This is a genomic window from Sporosarcina sp. ANT_H38, from assembly GCF_008369195.1.
GTDB lineage: Bacteria > Bacillota > Bacilli > Bacillales_A > Planococcaceae > Sporosarcina.
The window spans coordinates 1,660,150-1,677,930 of record NZ_VOBC01000001.1 but is presented as its reverse complement, the minus strand read 5'-3'; the positions used below and the strand labels follow the sequence as shown (position 1 = coordinate 1,677,930).

General features: G+C 40.7%; 17 protein-coding genes and 1 riboswitch. Of the genes, 15 read left to right on the top strand and 2 right to left on the bottom strand.

Annotation, left to right across the window (positions count from 1 at the left end; all coding sequences use genetic code 11):
• Nucleotides 1-75 precede the first annotated feature (75 nt).
• From resA to FQ087_RS07935, 8 genes are all read left to right on the top strand, one after another.
• Nucleotides 76-606, top strand: a complete 531-nt coding sequence (gene resA, locus FQ087_RS07970) for a thiol-disulfide oxidoreductase ResA (RefSeq protein WP_149579935.1) — start codon at nucleotides 76-78, stop codon at nucleotides 604-606.
• Nucleotides 607-622: 16 nt separating this feature from the next.
• Entirely contained in the window at nucleotides 623-2,272 is a 1,650-nt protein-coding gene (gene resB, locus FQ087_RS07965) for a cytochrome c biogenesis protein ResB (protein ID WP_149579934.1), read from the top strand.
• Entirely contained in the window at nucleotides 2,272-3,456 is a 1,185-nt protein-coding gene (gene ccsB, locus FQ087_RS07960) for a c-type cytochrome biogenesis protein CcsB (protein WP_149579933.1), read from the top strand. Before resB ends, ccsB begins: the two co-directional genes overlap by 1 nt.
• 478 nt (nucleotides 3,457-3,934) lie before the next feature.
• Entirely contained in the window at nucleotides 3,935-4,654 is a 720-nt protein-coding gene (locus FQ087_RS07955) for a response regulator transcription factor (protein WP_149579932.1), read from the top strand.
• Complete coding sequence (locus tag FQ087_RS07950; RefSeq protein WP_149579931.1) at nucleotides 4,647-6,431, top strand: ATP-binding protein; 1,785 nt, start codon at nucleotides 4,647-4,649, stop codon at nucleotides 6,429-6,431. The genes FQ087_RS07955 and FQ087_RS07950 overlap by 8 nt, the downstream gene beginning before the upstream one ends.
• A gap of 45 nt (nucleotides 6,432-6,476) precedes the next feature.
• Nucleotides 6,477-7,040 carry an RNA polymerase sigma factor SigX gene (gene sigX, locus FQ087_RS07945; RefSeq protein WP_149579930.1) on the top strand — a complete coding sequence of 188 codons (564 nt, stop codon included), beginning with the start codon at nucleotides 6,477-6,479 and terminating at the stop codon, nucleotides 7,038-7,040.
• Complete coding sequence (locus FQ087_RS07940; RefSeq protein ID WP_149579929.1) at nucleotides 7,006-8,235, top strand: hypothetical protein; 1,230 nt, start codon at nucleotides 7,006-7,008, stop codon at nucleotides 8,233-8,235. The genes sigX and FQ087_RS07940 overlap by 35 nt, the downstream gene beginning before the upstream one ends.
• A gap of 76 nt (nucleotides 8,236-8,311) precedes the next feature.
• A riboswitch (FMN riboswitch) is annotated at nucleotides 8,312-8,443 on the top strand.
• Nucleotides 8,444-8,652: 209 nt separating this feature from the next.
• Entirely contained in the window at nucleotides 8,653-9,234 is a 582-nt protein-coding gene (locus FQ087_RS07935; protein ID WP_149579928.1) for an ECF transporter S component, read from the top strand.
• Between the two features lie 64 nt (nucleotides 9,235-9,298).
• Here FQ087_RS07935 and FQ087_RS07930 read toward each other — a convergent pair whose 3' ends face one another.
• Nucleotides 9,299-9,550 (bottom strand): ferredoxin, encoded by a 252-nt coding sequence (locus FQ087_RS07930; protein ID WP_149579927.1) that lies wholly within the window; start codon nucleotides 9,548-9,550, stop codon nucleotides 9,299-9,301.
• Nucleotides 9,551-9,659: 109 nt separating this feature from the next.
• Here FQ087_RS07930 and FQ087_RS07925 point away from each other — a divergent pair, with 109 nt between their 5' ends.
• From FQ087_RS07925 to FQ087_RS07905, 5 genes are all read left to right on the top strand, one after another.
• The gene (locus FQ087_RS07925) at nucleotides 9,660-10,700 is read left to right on the top strand and encodes a YpbB family protein (protein ID WP_149579926.1); all 1,041 of its coding nucleotides are present in this window, start codon (nucleotides 9,660-9,662) and stop codon (nucleotides 10,698-10,700) included.
• Nucleotides 10,700-12,136 carry a RecQ family ATP-dependent DNA helicase gene (locus FQ087_RS07920; RefSeq protein WP_149579925.1) on the top strand — a complete coding sequence of 479 codons (1,437 nt, stop codon included), beginning with the start codon at nucleotides 10,700-10,702 and terminating at the stop codon, nucleotides 12,134-12,136. Before FQ087_RS07925 ends, FQ087_RS07920 begins: the two co-directional genes overlap by 1 nt.
• 179 nt (nucleotides 12,137-12,315) lie before the next feature.
• Nucleotides 12,316-12,996 (top strand): LysM peptidoglycan-binding domain-containing protein, encoded by a 681-nt coding sequence (locus tag FQ087_RS07915; RefSeq protein ID WP_149579924.1) that lies wholly within the window; start codon nucleotides 12,316-12,318, stop codon nucleotides 12,994-12,996.
• Between the two features lie 64 nt (nucleotides 12,997-13,060).
• Nucleotides 13,061-13,864: a metallophosphoesterase gene (locus FQ087_RS07910; RefSeq protein WP_149579923.1), complete on the top strand. Its 804-nt coding sequence runs from the start codon at nucleotides 13,061-13,063 to the stop codon at nucleotides 13,862-13,864.
• 1 nt (nucleotide 13,865) lies between these two features.
• Complete coding sequence (locus tag FQ087_RS07905; RefSeq protein ID WP_149579922.1) at nucleotides 13,866-14,840, top strand: YpdA family putative bacillithiol disulfide reductase; 975 nt, start codon at nucleotides 13,866-13,868, stop codon at nucleotides 14,838-14,840.
• Between the two features lie 369 nt (nucleotides 14,841-15,209).
• Here the strand turns inward: FQ087_RS07905 and FQ087_RS07900 are convergent, their stop codons facing one another.
• Entirely contained in the window at nucleotides 15,210-16,148 is a 939-nt protein-coding gene (locus FQ087_RS07900; RefSeq protein WP_149579921.1) for an asparaginase, read from the bottom strand.
• Between the two features lie 59 nt (nucleotides 16,149-16,207).
• Between FQ087_RS07900 and prsW the strand changes: the two genes are divergently transcribed.
• Together prsW and sleB are read left to right on the top strand one after the other, a co-directional pair.
• Nucleotides 16,208-16,891 (top strand): glutamic-type intramembrane protease PrsW, encoded by a 684-nt coding sequence (gene prsW, locus FQ087_RS07895; protein WP_149579920.1) that lies wholly within the window; start codon nucleotides 16,208-16,210, stop codon nucleotides 16,889-16,891.
• Between the two features lie 101 nt (nucleotides 16,892-16,992).
• On the top strand, nucleotides 16,993-17,757 hold the full coding sequence (sleB, locus tag FQ087_RS07890; RefSeq protein WP_188006725.1) for a spore cortex-lytic enzyme: 765 nt from the start codon (nucleotides 16,993-16,995) through the stop codon (nucleotides 17,755-17,757).
• Nucleotides 17,758-17,781 lie beyond the last annotated feature (24 nt).

The window sequence follows — 17,781 nt, the reverse complement described above, 5'->3', positions numbered from 1 at the left end:
TTATGATGGGTCTTTCTAAAAGTCTATTTGTTATAATTAAAGGCAGAACTTATTTATTGTTAGGAGGCAGTACGTATGGCTAAGGCGGATAAAAAGATAACACGTCTTATTATTAGGACAATCGTCCTGTTACTTCTCGTTTCTGCAGTTGTCTATACCATCGCTTCGAAAGATAAAGTGAAGGTATTAGCGGTTGGGGATAAAGCTCCTGATTTCGAGCTTGTCGATTTAGAAGGCAACAAACATCGGCTATCTGATTATAAAGGTGAAGGCGTTTTCTTGAATTTTTGGGGAACTTGGTGTGGACCTTGTAAAAAAGAAATGCCGTATATGGAAAATCAGCACAAAGCATTCGAAGAAAAAGGCGTCAATATTCTTGCCGTCAATATTGCCGAATCTAATTTGAAGGTTGAAACGTTCAGAGACCAGTATGGACTGACTTTCCCAATTACTATTGATAAAGATAAGAGTGTTAAGGAAGCCTATAATATTGTTCCGCTCCCTACAACCTTCCTCATCAATAAGGACGGGGAAATTGAACAAATCATAACAAGGGAAATGTCTGAAAGTGAGATCATTTCACTCATGGAAAGCATTCAACCCTAATAAGGAGTAATCCAAAATGGGCAAAATCAAATGCCAGTGCGGTCATGATAATCCATTTGGCACAGTGCTTTGTGAGCGATGTGGTAGACCGCAAACTGAAGAAGCGAAAGAAAGTAAACTTGTTGATATGCGGTATGAGGGTTCAGCAAGAAGATCGCAGACGTATAAGCGGTCAATCATTGATAAGATATGGAATTTCTTTTCTAGCGTTAAAATCGGAATTAGTATTATCGTTGCCGTTCTCGCAACTGCTGCGATCGGCACAATTTTTCCACAAAAATTGTATGTGGCCGCGTCAACTGAGGCGGAGTATGCAGCGTATTACGAACGGCTTTACGGATTAGCAGGCACGATTTATTACAAACTTGGGTTTCATGACATGTATAATAGCTGGTGGTTTATCACGTTGGTCGGTATGCTTGGAACTTCCATTATCATTGCCAGTGTAGACCGAGTTATCCCCCTTTATAAATCATTGAAAAAACAACGTACGAAACGGCATCCTTCATTCATGAAGAAACAACGAATCTATGGTGAAGGTCTGTCCGAAGATCCAGAAGCTGCACTTATAAAAGCGGAAGAAAAACTGAAGGAACTACGTTACAACGTGAAGATTGAAGACGGAGCTTTGCTAGCAGAGAAAAACCGTTTTTCTAGATGGGGCCCGTATGTCAATCACTTAGGACTTATCATTTTTCTCTTTGGTATTTTATTACGCGGGATCCCGGGTTTTTATGTTGATGAAACGATGTGGATTCGCGAAGGTGAAACGCGTTCTATCCCCGGCGCAGAAGGTTACTTTTTGGAAAGTAAAGATTTCATCGTAGAAAACTACACGAAAGAGGAAGCCGATGATGTATTCGGTGATGCGCTCGACCGTGTAGGCATGATTGCGAAAAACTATCAGACTGATGTCAAATTGTATCAGACGGCGGAAGGTGGCCTTCCAGGATCTGATAAAATGGAATTCGTAAAAGACTACTCAATTATTGTCAATAAACCTTTGAAATTTGATGGATATAATGTATTCCAAATGGATTTTCGTTTAGATGAATTAAAATCGATGACATTCCAATTAACTGAAAAAGCTACGGAAGCCTCATTTGGAGAGTTTACGGTGGATCTTACTAATCCTGAGCGTGAGTACAAACTTGATAATGGTGCACGAGTTATTCTAAGCGATTATTATCCGGATTATGACGGTATTGAGGACGGAGAACCGAAATCGAAATCTCCGATACCGAACAACCCTGCATTCATTTTTAAAATGGTAACACCAGCCAAACCGGATGGCGAGATGAGTTTCGTCGCGATTAAACAAACGCTTGAGACGGAAGTCAACGATTATAAAGTGAAATTCGTCAGTGCAGAAACCCGCGATATATCCGGGCTGACAGTACGTAAAGATAAAACATTATATCTTCTTCTTGTAGGAGGGATTATCTTTATGATTGGTGTTTCGCAAGGATCTTATTGGAACCATAGAAGAATATGGATTCAAAAAGGCCCTAATGGTGAACTACTAGTTGCTGGACATACGAATAAAAACTGGTTCTCCTTGAAAAAAGAGTTGGATCAAGTGAAAGATGTTGCTAATTTACCTTCTTATGAAGACAGACAGGACAAGGATGCTATCTTGCAAGATAAGGAAGGGGACAAAGTATAATGGGACTTGCATCGTTAAGCGCCAATCTATTATTTGTTTCATTTATCGCTTACCTTGTCGCAACGCTATTTTTTGGTGGTGCGGTTAAAGGCGCTAAATCTGAAGCAACTTATAAAAATAACCGATGGGGAAAAATCGCGATTACGATTACAGTTATCGGATTCATTACTCATTTAGGCTATTTTATCACTCGCTGGATAGCATCAGGCCATGCACCAGTGAGTAATATGTTCGAATTTACGACTGCATTTGGGATGATGCTCGTTGGGGCATTCATTCTTCTGTTTTACTTATATAGAACACCTTCACTCGGCTTGTTTGCACTGCCGATCGCTATTATTATTATCGGCTATGCAAGTATGTTCCCGAAAGAAATTACACCACTTATTCCGGCGCTGAAGAGTTACTGGTTGACAGTTCATGTAATTACAGCTGCACTTGGTGAATCGATTCTCGCGATTAGTGCTGTAGCGGGACTCATCTACTTATTAAAAAATATCGACTTGACGAAAAAATCGAAACAACGTTTTTGGCTAGAGGCGGTTATCTTCACGCTTATCCTAGTAATAGGTTTCGTATTTTCTTCGACAACGTTTAAATTATCAGGCTATGAAGCGCAGTTCACTTATATCGACAAAAATGAACTACCTGCCAATATCGAGTACAATTATCCACCACTTTTCGGAATGTCAGGATATGAATCACTTACACCAGAAGCGATGACACCATGGGCTGAAATGCCGGCAATCGTGAATGCGAAGACGCTGACGACTTTTGTTTGGTCAATTGCAACTGGGATTCTTCTTTACTTGATTCTTAGACTCATTTTCCGCCGTCCAATTGCGGCATTGTTGCAACCATTCGCAAAAAAAGCGAATTCACAATTGATGGACGAAATTGGATACCGTGCTGTTATGATTGGTTTCCCAATCTTTACACTGGGTGCTCTCATTTTTGCTATGATCTGGGCGCACGAAGCATGGTCTAGGTTCTGGGGATGGGACCCTAAAGAAGTATGGGCCCTTATCACTTGGTTATTCTATGCAGCTTTCCTTCACGTGCGTTTATCGCGCGGTTGGGATGGCGAAAAATCGGCGTGGCTTGCAGTTATCGGTTTCGTCATCATAATGTTTAACCTGATTGCCGTGAATTTGATTATCGCTGGTTTGCATTCATACGCATAACTAAAAACTGCCTAGTAGTTCACTAACTACTAGGCAGTTTTTTGACTTAGAATAATGTTTATAGATTTTGCGATAATGGGTGCCAATGAATCCGCTGCGGCGCTTAGAAAAGGATTGAACTGCATCCTTCTTCGGGAACGTCTCCCGCCATAAACCTGACAACTGTACTGTCATTTTAATGGATTTGGCGACACCTTTTAAGGCGTTTGTGATCAGTTTATACAGTTATTCATAGGTTAAACATATTGTAGGCTGTTAGTTTTACCTCGTACGATCATACAAAAGAGAATTGTCTATATCATTTTTAGTTCGATTGGACGTGGTGTGTTTAGGTAGCGTTTTCTGTTGTAGCTCAAACTAGACACCGGTTTGCCATTTGGGAGGTGCGTCTAGGAACGTCGCTACGGCTTTTCTGTTTCTTTTTTGAACAACGACTTGTACAATGAGGGTAGTAGCTAGTTGAAAGGGGTAATCATTTGTGGAAGAAAAAGTGAAGTTGTTAATAGTAGATGATGAAGAGAGAATCCGTCGTCTGTTAAATATGTATCTTACTCGTGAAGGTTATGAAGTAGAAGAGGCTATCGATGGCGCTGATGCTCTCGAAAAAGCTCTTGTGAACAACTATGAGTGTATTTTACTCGATTTGATGATGCCTGAGAAAGATGGACTAGAAGTTTTAGCAGAACTGAGAGAAAAGAAAATTATGACGCCTGTTATGATGCTGACGGCAAAAGGCGAAGAGTCGGATAGGGTAACAGGTTTTGAGTCGGGTGCTGATGATTACATAGTAAAGCCTTTCAGTCCACGTGAAGTTGTTCTGCGGGTTAAGGCGATTCTTAGAAGGTCTGTAACGTTTCCAGGTGCGTCTTCATCATCTACATCGAAGGACTTGGTCGTATTCCCTCAATTGACGATAGATCACGATGCTCACCGGGTTACAGCTGATGGGAAAGAAGTAGGTCTGACGCCAAAAGAATATGAATTGCTCTATTTTCTTGCGAAATCGCCAGACAAAGTATTCGACAGAGAGCAGCTGTTAAAAGAGGTGTGGCACTATGAATTTTTCGGCGATCTTCGTACAGTAGATACGCATGTAAAACGACTACGTGAAAAGCTAAGCCGAGTTTCTGAACAAGCAGCGAAAATGATTGTTACTGTTTGGGGCGTCGGCTACAAGTTCGAGATTCCTAATGAATAGAATATGGAATTCAATTGTCGGGAAGCTGTGGGCAACCATATTGCTTCTCGTTTCTTTTGTATTGTTTATTGTTACGGCCTTGCTCCTTGAATTCCTAGATAACTTCCATACGCAACAGGCTGAGGAATTATTGCTAAGGGAAGCAACGACAATCGGGAAAATTGCTATTGATCATGAAAGTGAATCTTCAATGAACTTGATTATTGATGATATTCTGGACGACGAAACGAATGCGATGATTGTAGATACCAATGGGGAAGTTACGCATTCATTCCATAACGGATTGAACAAGGATAGAATAGAAAGTAAAGTGCTAAACGAATCCATGTTTTACTCTAACCAAAAGAAGAATACGCAAGTCGTGAAAGAGATGATTCTGCCTTCGATCAATAAAGAAGATGTCATGGAGCAATACCTAGTCTTATCCTATCCGTTTGAAAAAGAACAGCAACTCAGTGGCTCGGTTATCATTTATCAAAGTCTCGAAGCGGTCCACAGGACAACAGAAAGTACAACACGCATCGTATTTTTATCAGCGTTTATTGCCTTTATTTTAACGACATTTTTCGCCTTTTTCCTTTCGACAAGAATTACTTCTCCTTTGCGTGGATTGAGGCAGGCGGCGTTCGAATTATCGAAAGGGAATTTCGATACAAGACTGCCTGTTATGCAAAATGATGAAATTGGTCAACTTGCAACTGCGTTCAATCAGATGGGTAGACAACTTAAATACCACGTTGAACTTATAAATCAGGACAAAGAGCAGCTTTCAAGTATCCTTACTTCGATGACTGATGCAGTCATTACGTTCAATCGAGATTACACAATCCTGCTAAGTAACCCACAAGCGGAACAGTTATTACAGAATTGGTATTCTAAGAATGGAGCACTTGAGGGCAATCATCATATACCACCGGCGATTTTTCATATGCTTGAACATGTTATTTCGTTTGCGGAGGAAGTTGAAGATGAATTGGAACTAGGTGGGCAGTTTTATGGGATTTCTATCAGTCCGTTGTATAGTGGAAATAGTATTCGCGGGGCAGTTGCTGTCTTACGCGATATGACAGATCAGCATAAGCTCGAGAAACTTCGATCCGATTTCATTGCCAACGTTTCCCATGAACTTCGGACGCCGATTTCTATGCTTCAGGGGTACAGTGAAGCAATTATTGACGGAGTTATAACAAGTGATGAAGAACGCGACGAAATGGTACAGATCATACACGATGAATCGAAGAGGATGGGCAGACTCGTGACCGACCTTCTCAATCTCGCAAGGATGGAATCAGGCCATATGCGGCTTTACAAAGACGATCTTTCGATGATTCCTTTTCTCGACCGGATAGTTAATAAATTCATGCAAGTAGCACGTGAGGCGAATGTCGATCTGACTTTCGATTTCTCGGAAGAAACAGAACTTATTTCAAATGTAGATGAAGACCGTATGGAGCAAGTATTGACGAATTTAATAGACAATGCAATCCGCCATACACCTGATGGGGGAAGCGTTAAACTCAAAATACAAAAACAGGTTGATATGATTGAAATAACAGTGACGGATACAGGTGTTGGAGTTCCGCAAGAGGATTTACCATATATCTTTGAACGTTTCTACAAAGCAGATAAAGCGAGAACTAGAGGAAAGAGCGGAACGGGCCTTGGCCTCGCCATCGCCAAGAGTATTATTGACTCACACGGTGGCAAAATCACTGCAACAAGAGGTGACACTGAAGGAACGATTTTTAGCTGTATATTGCCCTTAGAAAAAATGTAACTTTATAGCTTGAAATACGACTAATAGATAGAACGGGGGGATTTCATGGACGACTCCGTTTTCCACCGACTTTATGAACAGTACCACCAAGATGTGTTCAAGTTTCTTATCTATTTGACAAGAGACCGTGATCACGCTGAGGACCTCATGCATGAAGTATATGTGAGGGTACTACGTGCATACGCCGGTTTTGAAGGGAAAAGTTCGGAAAAGACATGGCTCTTTTCAATTGCCAAAAATGTCGCGATTGACCATTTCAGAAAAAACACAGTTCGTAAAAAGCATCTGTTTGACAAATTCGACTGGGAAAAAAGTGAGCTCGTATCGACAGGAATCCTCCCTGATGAACTCGTAACACTCAGTGAAGAGATGCAGGAGCTGTTACAGGCGCTTAACACGTGCACAGGTGATCAAAAAATGGTCATCATCATGCGTTATTTTCAAGACCTGTCCATAGCTGAAACGGCCGAAATTCTTGGCTGGACAGAAGGTAAAGTGAAAACGACACAACATAGGGCAATAAAAGCATTAAAAAAGAAATTGACTGATCTTCCGACAGAAGGGGGGAAACTAAATGACCCACAAAAATTGGAACGACAACAAGATTGAAGACCTCCTAAGTGATATGCCTGATATATCAGATAATCGTCTGAAGTCGGAAATATTGGAACGGCTAAAACAAGATGAACGGCTGAATGCGCCACGTCGTAAAAAGTCGAAGAAGTGGATGCCGGCACTTATCGCTGTTGCTGCTTTGCTCGTAATTGGACTGATGGTTCCTTCTATGCTTAGTCAAAATGAAGTATCAATGAAGGATCAAAGTGCCGAAAGTAAAACGATGATTCAGGATACTGATTCTCAAGCAAGAGGTGCGAGCTTGGAAAATGAAGCCGCTACGGAAGAAAAAATGGAAATGGATACAATGGATAGATCTTCTACTATGATGGCATCTGAAACAGGTGGGATACGCAGTTTTGCTGTCTACCCTGAAGACGTTGTTGATAGTACACTATTCCATTTAGGTCTTGCGGGTGATCAAGCTTCAAGCGTTCCGGTTACATTTATCATTCCGAATAGTCAAATCGAAAAGGATTTCGGTTTTTTGGAGCCAACAAGTTATGATTTGTACAATAAGTATGCGGATCGTCTCGACGAAAATGCACTTGGTTTTCAAGAGTATCATCCTTATAAAGGCGACATAGCCGCAGATGATCATGTAATTATCCACCAGTTGCCGCAAGGACATGGTTATGACATGGCATCAGCTTCGACGGAAATATATCTAAACTCTTTACAAGATACGTTTTACGGCTATCAGGAGGTCCGATTCGAGAATGAGGATGGAACTGCGGCCGTGTTCTCTGGAGCCGGTCAACAGAGCACACCGTTGATCTTGAAGAGTGGTCGTAATCATTTTAATTACTATTTGATTGAACAACAAGATGGACAGCAGTTCCTTTCTTCGAACTTTTCACAGCCGCAGCTATCAGTGAACGAAGCATTGCAGCAGATGAAAGTGAAACCGAATGATGTATTTCATCCAGTCATTCCAAGTACTCTAGAATTTGATGTAAAGGTAGATGACAAATTGACAACCATAGAATTCGAACAACCGCTGGATCTGGGTGCGATGGAACCAGAAAAAGCGATGCAAATGGTTGAAGGCATGCTCCTAACAGCAGCCAGTTTTGGTGAACAGCTTCAATTCGAAAACGTCGTTCAACAAGAATGGAATGGATTTAATTTCAGTCAGCCCTTACCAGTTCCGATTGGATTCAATCCACTTCTTCTTATTTTGAAGTGAATAGTAAGCCCTTTGTAAACAGCCTTGTTTACAAAGGGCTTTTGTTTGTATACAATAAGGTTGTAACAAAATATTGATTCATCTTCGGGGCAGGGTGTAATTCCCGACCGGCGGTAAAGGAAAGTCACTTTCCAAGCCCGCGAGCTTAACAGCTGATACCGGTGTAATTCCGGAGCCGACAGTATAGTCTGGATGGGAGAAGGTGAAGGTGCGGCCATCTTTTTGTGTTGTCTACAAAAAGAGGTGCTTATTTAAATGTGGGTTAAAAGAGAAAGTAATAGTCTCTTTTCAATTCTCTATTTGAGTATACCTTTCGAATCCCTCGAGCTTATTTGCTTTTGGGATTTTTTGTCGACATATATAAGATGGAACGGCCTTTCCTCTTTTGAAGTGAATCGCAAAAGGAGAGAGGAACAAATGAATAACAAAAAGTTGCGAAAGATGATTCTCATCGCGATGCTAGGGAGTATTGCAACTGTTTTGATGCAGTTTAATTTCCCATTACCCGCACTACCTGGATTCCTGAAAATTGATTTCAGTGAGATTCCAGCAGTTTTGGCAATAATGACGTTGGGACCTGTAGCAGGTATTGCAGTCGAACTGCTTAAAAATGTCATGCATTGGTTCATGTCAGGCAGCCCGACAGGCGTTCCAGTGGGTGAAATTGCAAACTTCGTAACAGGCGTACTTTTCATTATGCCGATTTATTTTATCTTCAATAAGTTCAAAACAAATAAAGGTCTTGCTGGAGGCCTTATTGCTGGAACTGTCTCAATGGCTATCGGCATGAGTGTTTTGAATTATCTACTGTTTTTACCGATGTATACGTATTTTATGAATGTCCCAGCAATGGTAGGTAATGAGTTAGCTACTTTTATTGTTTTAGGGGTTCTACCTTTTAACTTGATCAAGGGAATTATGCTAATGATTATTTCTATGTTGCTTTTCAAGAGTATGAAAAAATGGATTGCTCAACAGCGTACTCAATTAGCGTCTTAATAAAAGAATAAATAGAAAGAAAGGTCATCCCGGAATTTTCCGAGATGACCTTTCTGCATTCTAATTAATCTTCGTATTTTAGCGCATCACCATCAAATGGTGCGTCAGCGGTTTTGATTGAATCAGTTGGACAGCCATCAAAAGCGTCTTCCAAGTCTTCCATCAGTTCTTCTGGAACTTCCGACGTCCCCATGTTATCATCGAGGATAACATAAGCAATTCCTTCGTCGTCATAATCGTAAATATCCGGGGCAGCAGCTCCACAAGCACCACATGCTATACATGTATCCTGATCGACAATTGTATATTTAGGCATAGTCTTTCTCTCCTCTTTTCTCCGTACAAACAATTTACTTCACCTTTCATTCTAATGATGTTGACAAGAGTTTTCAACAAAAAACATTTGTTAATCGGAGGAATTCAAAATGAATCTATATTCAATACTATTAACCATTATAAGCAGAATAGACGGTGAACGAACAATCTATGCTGGACTTCACCTATTACGAGGCAAACGATCGGGACAAACACTTCAGGATGTAGAATATTATGGTTTAAAAGAATTTTTTGGTATCTTACCGAAATTATCCGCTGTACGATATGATGAGGCTGCTAAACAATTAAGTGATTGGGGTTTCATATCAACTATGGATGATTCATTTGTCAAACTGACGGAACAAGGTCGCTTGGAGACAGTTAAATTACCTCCCTACCGATTTAACGGTTGGGATTATAGAGGTCGGGAAATGATTTTCTTCGGAAGGTTGTCGCTCACTGTGCAGACGGTTTCGAATTTCAAAGCAAAGGAAAAGTCTTTCATGCCTACTCAAAAAGACCGCGATATTCAGTCTTTTGTTAAAATGCTACTACATAATCAACCAATCAATGATCCAGCATTTGCAAAAGGTATAGGCGATGAACTTCGGCTATGCCTTACTCGAAGTGGAATTGATGAAAGTCAAAAAACAATTATCACTCACCGTCTAAGTGGTTTTGGTCTGACAGGTTGGACATGGGATCAGTTAGCAGATGAGTTGAAACTAAACCCGTTCGACATCCGTCTACTATTTATAGAAAGTCTACATATGTTGCTTGCTGTCATTATCCCGTCCTCAGATTTACCTTTTTTGCGAAAATTAGCTGAAAGTGTCAAGGTTTCGACGTATTTGACGGACTCCTCTGTAAAAACGAAGCAGCTTTTCGATCGTGGTTTTTCTCTTGAGGAGATTGTGACAGCGCGTAACTTGAAAAAGAGTACAATTGAAGATCATTTTGTAGAGATGTCTATTAATGATTCAGAATTCCCCCTAACACAGTTTGTTTCTGTGGAAGATGCCGAAGCGGTCATTAGAAAAGTGAAACAAATAGGAACTCGTAGACTTAGATTGCTAAAATCTGAATTTGAAATGTTATCCTATTTTCAACTCCGTCTCATCTTAGGTGCGCGTACTGGAGGGGGAAACTAATGAGTATTCATGAGCTATTAAAAGAAAAATTCGGTTTTGAAAAATTTAGGACAGGTCAAGAAGAGGTCATACGCGATGTGATTGCAGGCAAGGACACGATTGCCATTTTACCTACAGGTATAGGGAAGTCGCTTTGTTACCAATTGCCAGCCTATGTTCTTAAAGGTTCTGTGTTGATTGTTTCACCACTTGTCGCTTTGATGGAAGACCAGGTGGCGATCATGAAAAGGAACGGCGAAAAACGGGTTGTTGCATTAAACTCATTTCTTTCTTATTCGGAGAAAAATAGGATAATGGGAGAATTAGACCGTTATAAATTCATTTTCATATCACCTGAAATGCTGTTACAACAAAATGTGACTACTCAACTTCGAAACATTCATTTGGGTTTAATCGTTGTCGATGAAGCACATTGCATTTCACAATGGGGATTTGATTTTAGACCGGACTATTTACGACTCGGAGAATTCTTCGAAGGAATGAATCGGCCAGGAATTCTGGCTCTTACTGCAACAGCGGATGATAAGGTAAAGACTGATATTTGCAGGTACCTGCAACTTCAAATGCCTGCAATTCATAAGCAATCGCTAGACCGCCCCAATATTTCTTATTCAGTTGTCAAAGTCGATAACGGTATGGTCAAAACGGATTGGATTAAGAATCGTGTACTAACTACTGTGGGGCCAGGAATCATCTATGTGGCATCGCGAAAAAGGGCTGATGATCTATCCGCCCTTCTTCAACTCGAAGGCGTCTCTGTAGCATCTTATCACGCTGGTAAAGAGCAGGAAGATCGTGCGTTCATCCAAGAACAATTTATAACTGGTGAAATAAGTTGGATATGTGCTACAAATGCGTTTGGAATGGGTATACATAAAGACGATATACGTCAAGTGATTCATGAACACGTACCTCAGGCTATCGCCAGTTACATTCAGGAAGTAGGTCGTGCGGGACGTGATGGTGAATTATCGGCTGCGACGTTGCTTTTTTCGTCCGATGATGAAGGAAGAACGCGCTTCATCATACAAGATGATATTCCTCAAGAATGGGAAATCAAACACTATGAAAGTCTTCTCGCAGAGAATTATCCGCCTGCTGAAGCTGCCGAACTGGCAAGAATTAGCGAAACAGGAAAACGTGTCATAGACTATTACATCGAACGGATGTCAGTTCAAGATGTCGTTATTCGGATGCATGAATTAATTCGTGATAAAGAGGCACAACTACAGATAATGCTTAGACTGGTTCATTCGGAAAGATGTATTCGAGAAGAGATTTTAGGGTTTTTCGGAGAAGCATGTGGAGTTAAACCGAAGTTCTGCTGTTCAGTTTGTGGAATTGCGGAGGGTCTAAAACTTGATGAACAAAAACCAATCGTTTTCGATAAACGAATTATGGATTGGGAGGAAAGACTTGCGAGGCTACTTGGATGACGGGTCTGTTGTCTATTTAACTTCAAACACCAGAGGTAAGCCTTTAGACCAACAGGACCAGCAGGGAGGAATGAAATATAATTCCTCTTCATTCGCGAAAATACACCAAGGTGTATTTGATTTTTGTGACAAAATTCGTCATAATGAAAGAATAGCTTGATGTGATAGGAGAATGTGATATGAAAAATGATGATTACAAGACTGAATTTGAAGAGCACAGGAAGGAAATCAGTTTAGACGAAGGTCATGAAGTTAGCAAGCTACCATCGCGTAGCGAATTGCATAGCAAAGGCCGTAAATCTAAAAAGAAATCCAGTCATACGATGATTAATGTTATTCTTGGATTATTCACACTTATTCCGGTACTCATTTTAGTCTACATTATTTCAGATTTTTATACTCCAGGTGATCGTACATCAGCAAAAGGCGGGGACACCGACACACTTTTTGAAATGAACAATGAGAAATCTGATGGTAACATCGCTGTTGCTGATAAAGACAGTGAAAAGAAAGCAACTAGTAAAGAGGACGAAAAGAGTGCTGGGAAAACTGAAACAACTACTGTGGATAAAACAGTATCTAAACCTGCAGTGAATACCAATCCACCAACCGAGACGAAACCAGAAGTAAAAGTAGAATCTAAACCAGAGGTAAAACCGGAAGTAAAACCAGAAGTGAAACCAGAAGTAAAACCGGAGCCCAAGCCAGAAGCGAAAGCACATACGGTGGGCAGCAGTGAAAACCTTTATCGTATTTCACTGAAATACTATGGTAACGGAGACGGCGTCGCTAAAATTAAAAGCGCGAATGGATTATCATCGAACGAAATCAGGGTTGGGCAGAAGCTTGTCATTCCTTGAGGAATAGTAGTGTGAAAAAAGGCGAAGTATAGATTCTTTGCCTTTTTCTAATGAGAGGTGGGGCATGGTTACGGTTAATAAAATGATATGGTCATCGGTTTCACTGATGATTGGATTTTTAACATATATGTTTGTGAGTGCGCGAAGGCGGAATGTAATTTACCACAACATGACTGTTTCGGCAGACAATCAGGCCGCTAAAAGATTGTCGGTGTTTTTTATTTCAGATATTCATCGGCGTAAAATCGATGATAAGTTGCTAGCGAAAGTTCAATCTGCACATGAAATCGATATGGTCATCGTTGGCGGCGATCTTGCCGAAAAAGGTGTACCGTTAACGCGGGTAGCTGAAAATATCCGTAAGTTAGCGCAATTGGGACCGCTATTTTTTGTTTGGGGCAATAATGACCGTGAAGTTGGCGAAGAAGAATTAAGAGAAATTATTACCCGTCATGGCGGGAAAATACTTGATAATGAAAGCGTTGCTGTTCCTGGGCACACGTGTTGGGGCATAGGGGGAACGGATGATCCTTCAAGTCGTAATGTTGATGTCGACGCGACTCTCCGTTTTGTTGATCAGTATGAGCATCTCATTTTGGTTACGCATACGCCTTCAGTTTTCAGGAAAGTAGAGCAGTTATATAAGCCTCGATTGATGCTTGCGGGGCATACGCATGGCGGGCAAATCCGATTAGGTAAATACGGGCTGCAGGATAAAGGGACGTTCCGGTTAGAGAATGGTAGGGCAAAGCTTATCAGTAATGGATATGGCACGTCTACGTTGCCACTGAGGCTTGGTGCAGCACCGGAATGTCATATCATCGAGATAAATTATGGGGAAAGTGTAGTAAAGGAGTGTTTTGACTAAAATGATACAAAAAGATGTAATTGTGGTAGGAGGAGGTCCGTGTGGCCTGTCAGCGGCAATCGAATTGCAAAAACAGGGTCTTGATATTCTTGTTATCGAAAAAGGCAATATCGTCAATTCAATTTATCAATACCCCACGCATCAGACGTTTTTCAGTTCAAGCATAAAGTTATCTATAGGGGATATTCCATTCATCACAGCTATAGACAAACCGAAGCGGAATGATGCACTTGTTTATTATCGAAAAGTTGCGGAATTGAAAGAGATTCCTATCAATAGTTTTGAAAAGGTAGAGGATGTTACAAAAGTTAACACAGGCTTCCATATTTTGACGGATAAAGAAGAGTATTTGGCTAAAAACGTTGTAATCGCGACCGGCTACTACGACAATCCAAATCACCTTGGTATTGAAGGGGAGGATCTTCCAAACGTCTTCCATTACTTTGAAGAGGCACATCCTTTTTTTAGAAAAAAAGTCGTTGTTATTGGAGGGAAGAACTCTTCAATCGATACTGCTCTCGAATTGGAACGTGCTGGTGCGTTGGTTTCGGTTGTTTACCGTGGTTCCGATTATTCTCCAAGTGTTAAGCCCTGGATTTTACCCGGATTCGATAGTCTCGTTAGAAGAGGTGAAATAGCCATGCATTTTGATGCGGATGTCGTCAAAATCACTGATTCTTCCGTTACGGTTGAAATAGCTGGGGAATTGTTCGACATTGAAAATGATTATGTCTTCGCGATGATTGGTTATCATCCAGACTATGCTTTTCTAAAAAAGATGGGCATTACGATTGATGTAGAAAGTGGTCGTCCTTCTTTTGACGAAGAAACAATGGAAACGAATGTCGAAGGGCTATATATTGCAGGGGTAATTGCTGCAGGAAATAATGCTAATGAGATTTTTATAGAAAACGGTAAATTTCATGGTGAAATAATTGCCCGTGCAATTGAAGCAAAACCAAATAACGTAAAATAAAAAAGGCTACTCTTCCACGTGATTCAAATCAGAGGGAGAGTGGCCTTTTTTGTTGGTAACTAGGGAATTATGTAACTTTGTACTATGAAAAACATATGGACTTCTATTTTTACAAATAAATAAGTTCCCGTTTCACATTGAAGGTAAAGTGCAGTGGTTAAGATTTGAATTAGGGATTCCTGGTGAGTGTAGTATTAATCAAGCTGAATATAGTTTACCAAAAAGCGATTGCGGTTTTAGCCATCGTTTGAGTAGGAGAGTTGCACTCCTATGTTTCAAATCTAGAATACGTTGAACGAGTTATCCTAAAATGATCTGTGACAAATTGAATAGGAAAATTTCTTTTGCCCTTTAAGGTAGACTAAATCTTCATACTGAACACAGTTCAAGCAATAGCTTTAAACGTGCTTTTTGACCGCTGAGCCCATGTTCAAAGCGCACTCCCATATCTTTTAACATCTTACCTCCGCCTTCATAGGCATAAATATCCTGTGCAATCCCGTTGAAGCATCGAGAAACTAAGATGACTGGAAGACCTTCAGAAAGGAGACGTCTGATACCGACGACCAAATCAGGCGGCACGTTCCCTTGACCAAGTCCTTCAAGCACAACGCCATCATAGCCTAGCGAAGATATCGATACGAGCAAGTCGGATTCCATACCTGCATAGATTTTAAACATAGCCACTTTTTTGCCAATGGACTCGACAGGCAGATAATTTCTAGATAATGGAGCATGATGAAAATGAATATCTGACTTTGTCACGATGCCAATAGGTCCGTATTGCGGGCTTTGGAAAGTGGATACACTACTAGAATGTGTTTTCGTCACGTTTGTCGCTGTGTGGATTTCATCGTTTAGCACGACTAGTACCCCTTTACCGTTTGCGTCATCGTCAGCGGCTACCCTGACGGCTGACATAAGGTTATAGACACCGTCCGATCCGATTTCATTAGAAGAACGCATCGCCCCGGTTAGAACGATGGGAATGTCGTAGTTTGTTGAGAGTTCTAAGAAGTAAGCGGTCTCTTCAAGTGTGTCTGTGCCATGTGTTATGACGACACCATCAAAGTGAGCTTTTTTTACGTGCTCGGTAAGTAATGCTCCCAGTTCAAGCATTTTTTCCGGCGTTATGTGGGGAGACGGTAAATTAAATGCTTCAACTTCTGTAATCGTAGCAAATTGCTGAATGTTATCAATTTCTAATGCGAGAGGATTCGCAGCGCTTAAAATGACGCCGCCTGTTTTTGTATCCAGCTCCATTGAAATTGTGCCACCTGTATGGATGAGTAGAATGTTTTTCTTCAAATAGGTTCCTCCTGTATAAGGGTATTCATGTTATAATAAAGCAGAATGGGGGCCTGCCGATGTTCATATTGTTCACTGTAGCGATTGCACCGGGATTGGCGCTCTTTAGCTATTTTTATTTGAGAAAACAGATTGCAAAAGAGCCATCACTTACATTATTCCATACATTCATATACGGCGCTATCATGACTTTTCCAATAATGTTTATCCAACATGTATTTGAAGAGGAAGGTATCTTCTCTAATTATTTCATTCGAAACGTTATTTTTACGAGTGGACTTGAGGAATTTTTTAAATGGCTCATTCTACTGCTTGCCATTTACCGGCATGTTGAGTTTGAAGATGCTTATGACGGAATCCTATATGGTGCCAGCGTGTCTTTAGGTTTTGCGACGGTTGAAAACATCATTTATCTTCTTGCGTTTGGCGCTGATACGGCTTTCCTTCGGGCGTTATTGCCGGTTTCCAGTCACGCATTATTCGGGGTTGTAATGGGTTATTATTTCGGTCGTGCTAAATTTGCAGAAGAAGCAAACGTGAAAAACTACTTATTTTTAGCAGTGCTTGCACCATACAGTCTTCATTTCATTTATAATGGCATCCTTGCCATAGGTGATTTGTGGCTCTATCTAATTATTCCTTTCATGCTGTTTCTTTGGTGGTTCGGTTTAACTAGAGTTAAATATGCTCATACGTTCGCAATGCAGCAATTTCGAGGCAAAGCGCGAACGAAAACAAAGTGATTCAGCTTTTGCTGGATCATTTTTTATTTGTAAATAATATTTAATATTTTGGACAAGCTATATAAAAAGGAGGAATCAAATTGAAAAAACTGGTCATCCGCATGTTAACACTCGTTATGCTACTTGGATCTGCATATGCTATTTCACCTATTAAAATAGACGCATTCAGTTCTCAGGAAATTGCACGCGGCGCATATGGCGATGATGTTATTGAGCTTCAATCGAGGCTTCAATATATCGGATATTACACAGGTTCAATCGATGGAACATTCGGCTACGGAACTTATTGGGCGTTGCGCAATTTTCAGGAAAAGTATGGTCTTCCGGTAGACGGAATTGCAGGGTTGAAAACTCGCAAAAAATTGGTGGGTGTATCAGAGTATGATGAGAAATTCGTAAAAGATAATATTAATAAAGGAAATAAGTTCACGTATTACGGCAGTAAACCACTAGCCTCTCAAGTAGAACAAGGAGCGGGTAAAAAAGAAGATGTTCAATTGCCTGCCAAGTATACAGATCAGGATCTCAAGTTAATGGCAAACGCTGTCTATGGTGAGGCACGAGGAGAACCGTACGAAGGGCAAGTTGCTGTAGCAGCGGTTATCTTGAATAGGGTTGAACATCCCGATTTCCCGGATACAGTTGGCGGGGTTATTTTTCAACCGCTTGCTTTTACAGCTGTTGCTGACGGGCAAATTTGGTTGACGCCGAACGAACGGGCGAAAGAGGCTGTTATCGATGCAATCAATGGCTGGGACCCATCCGAAAATGCAATTTACTATTTTAATCCTATTACTGCGACAAGCAAGTGGATCTGGTCGCGACCACAAATTAAAAAAATCGGATTGCATATTTTTGCTAATTAATCGTTACAGAAAAGTATTGAAAAC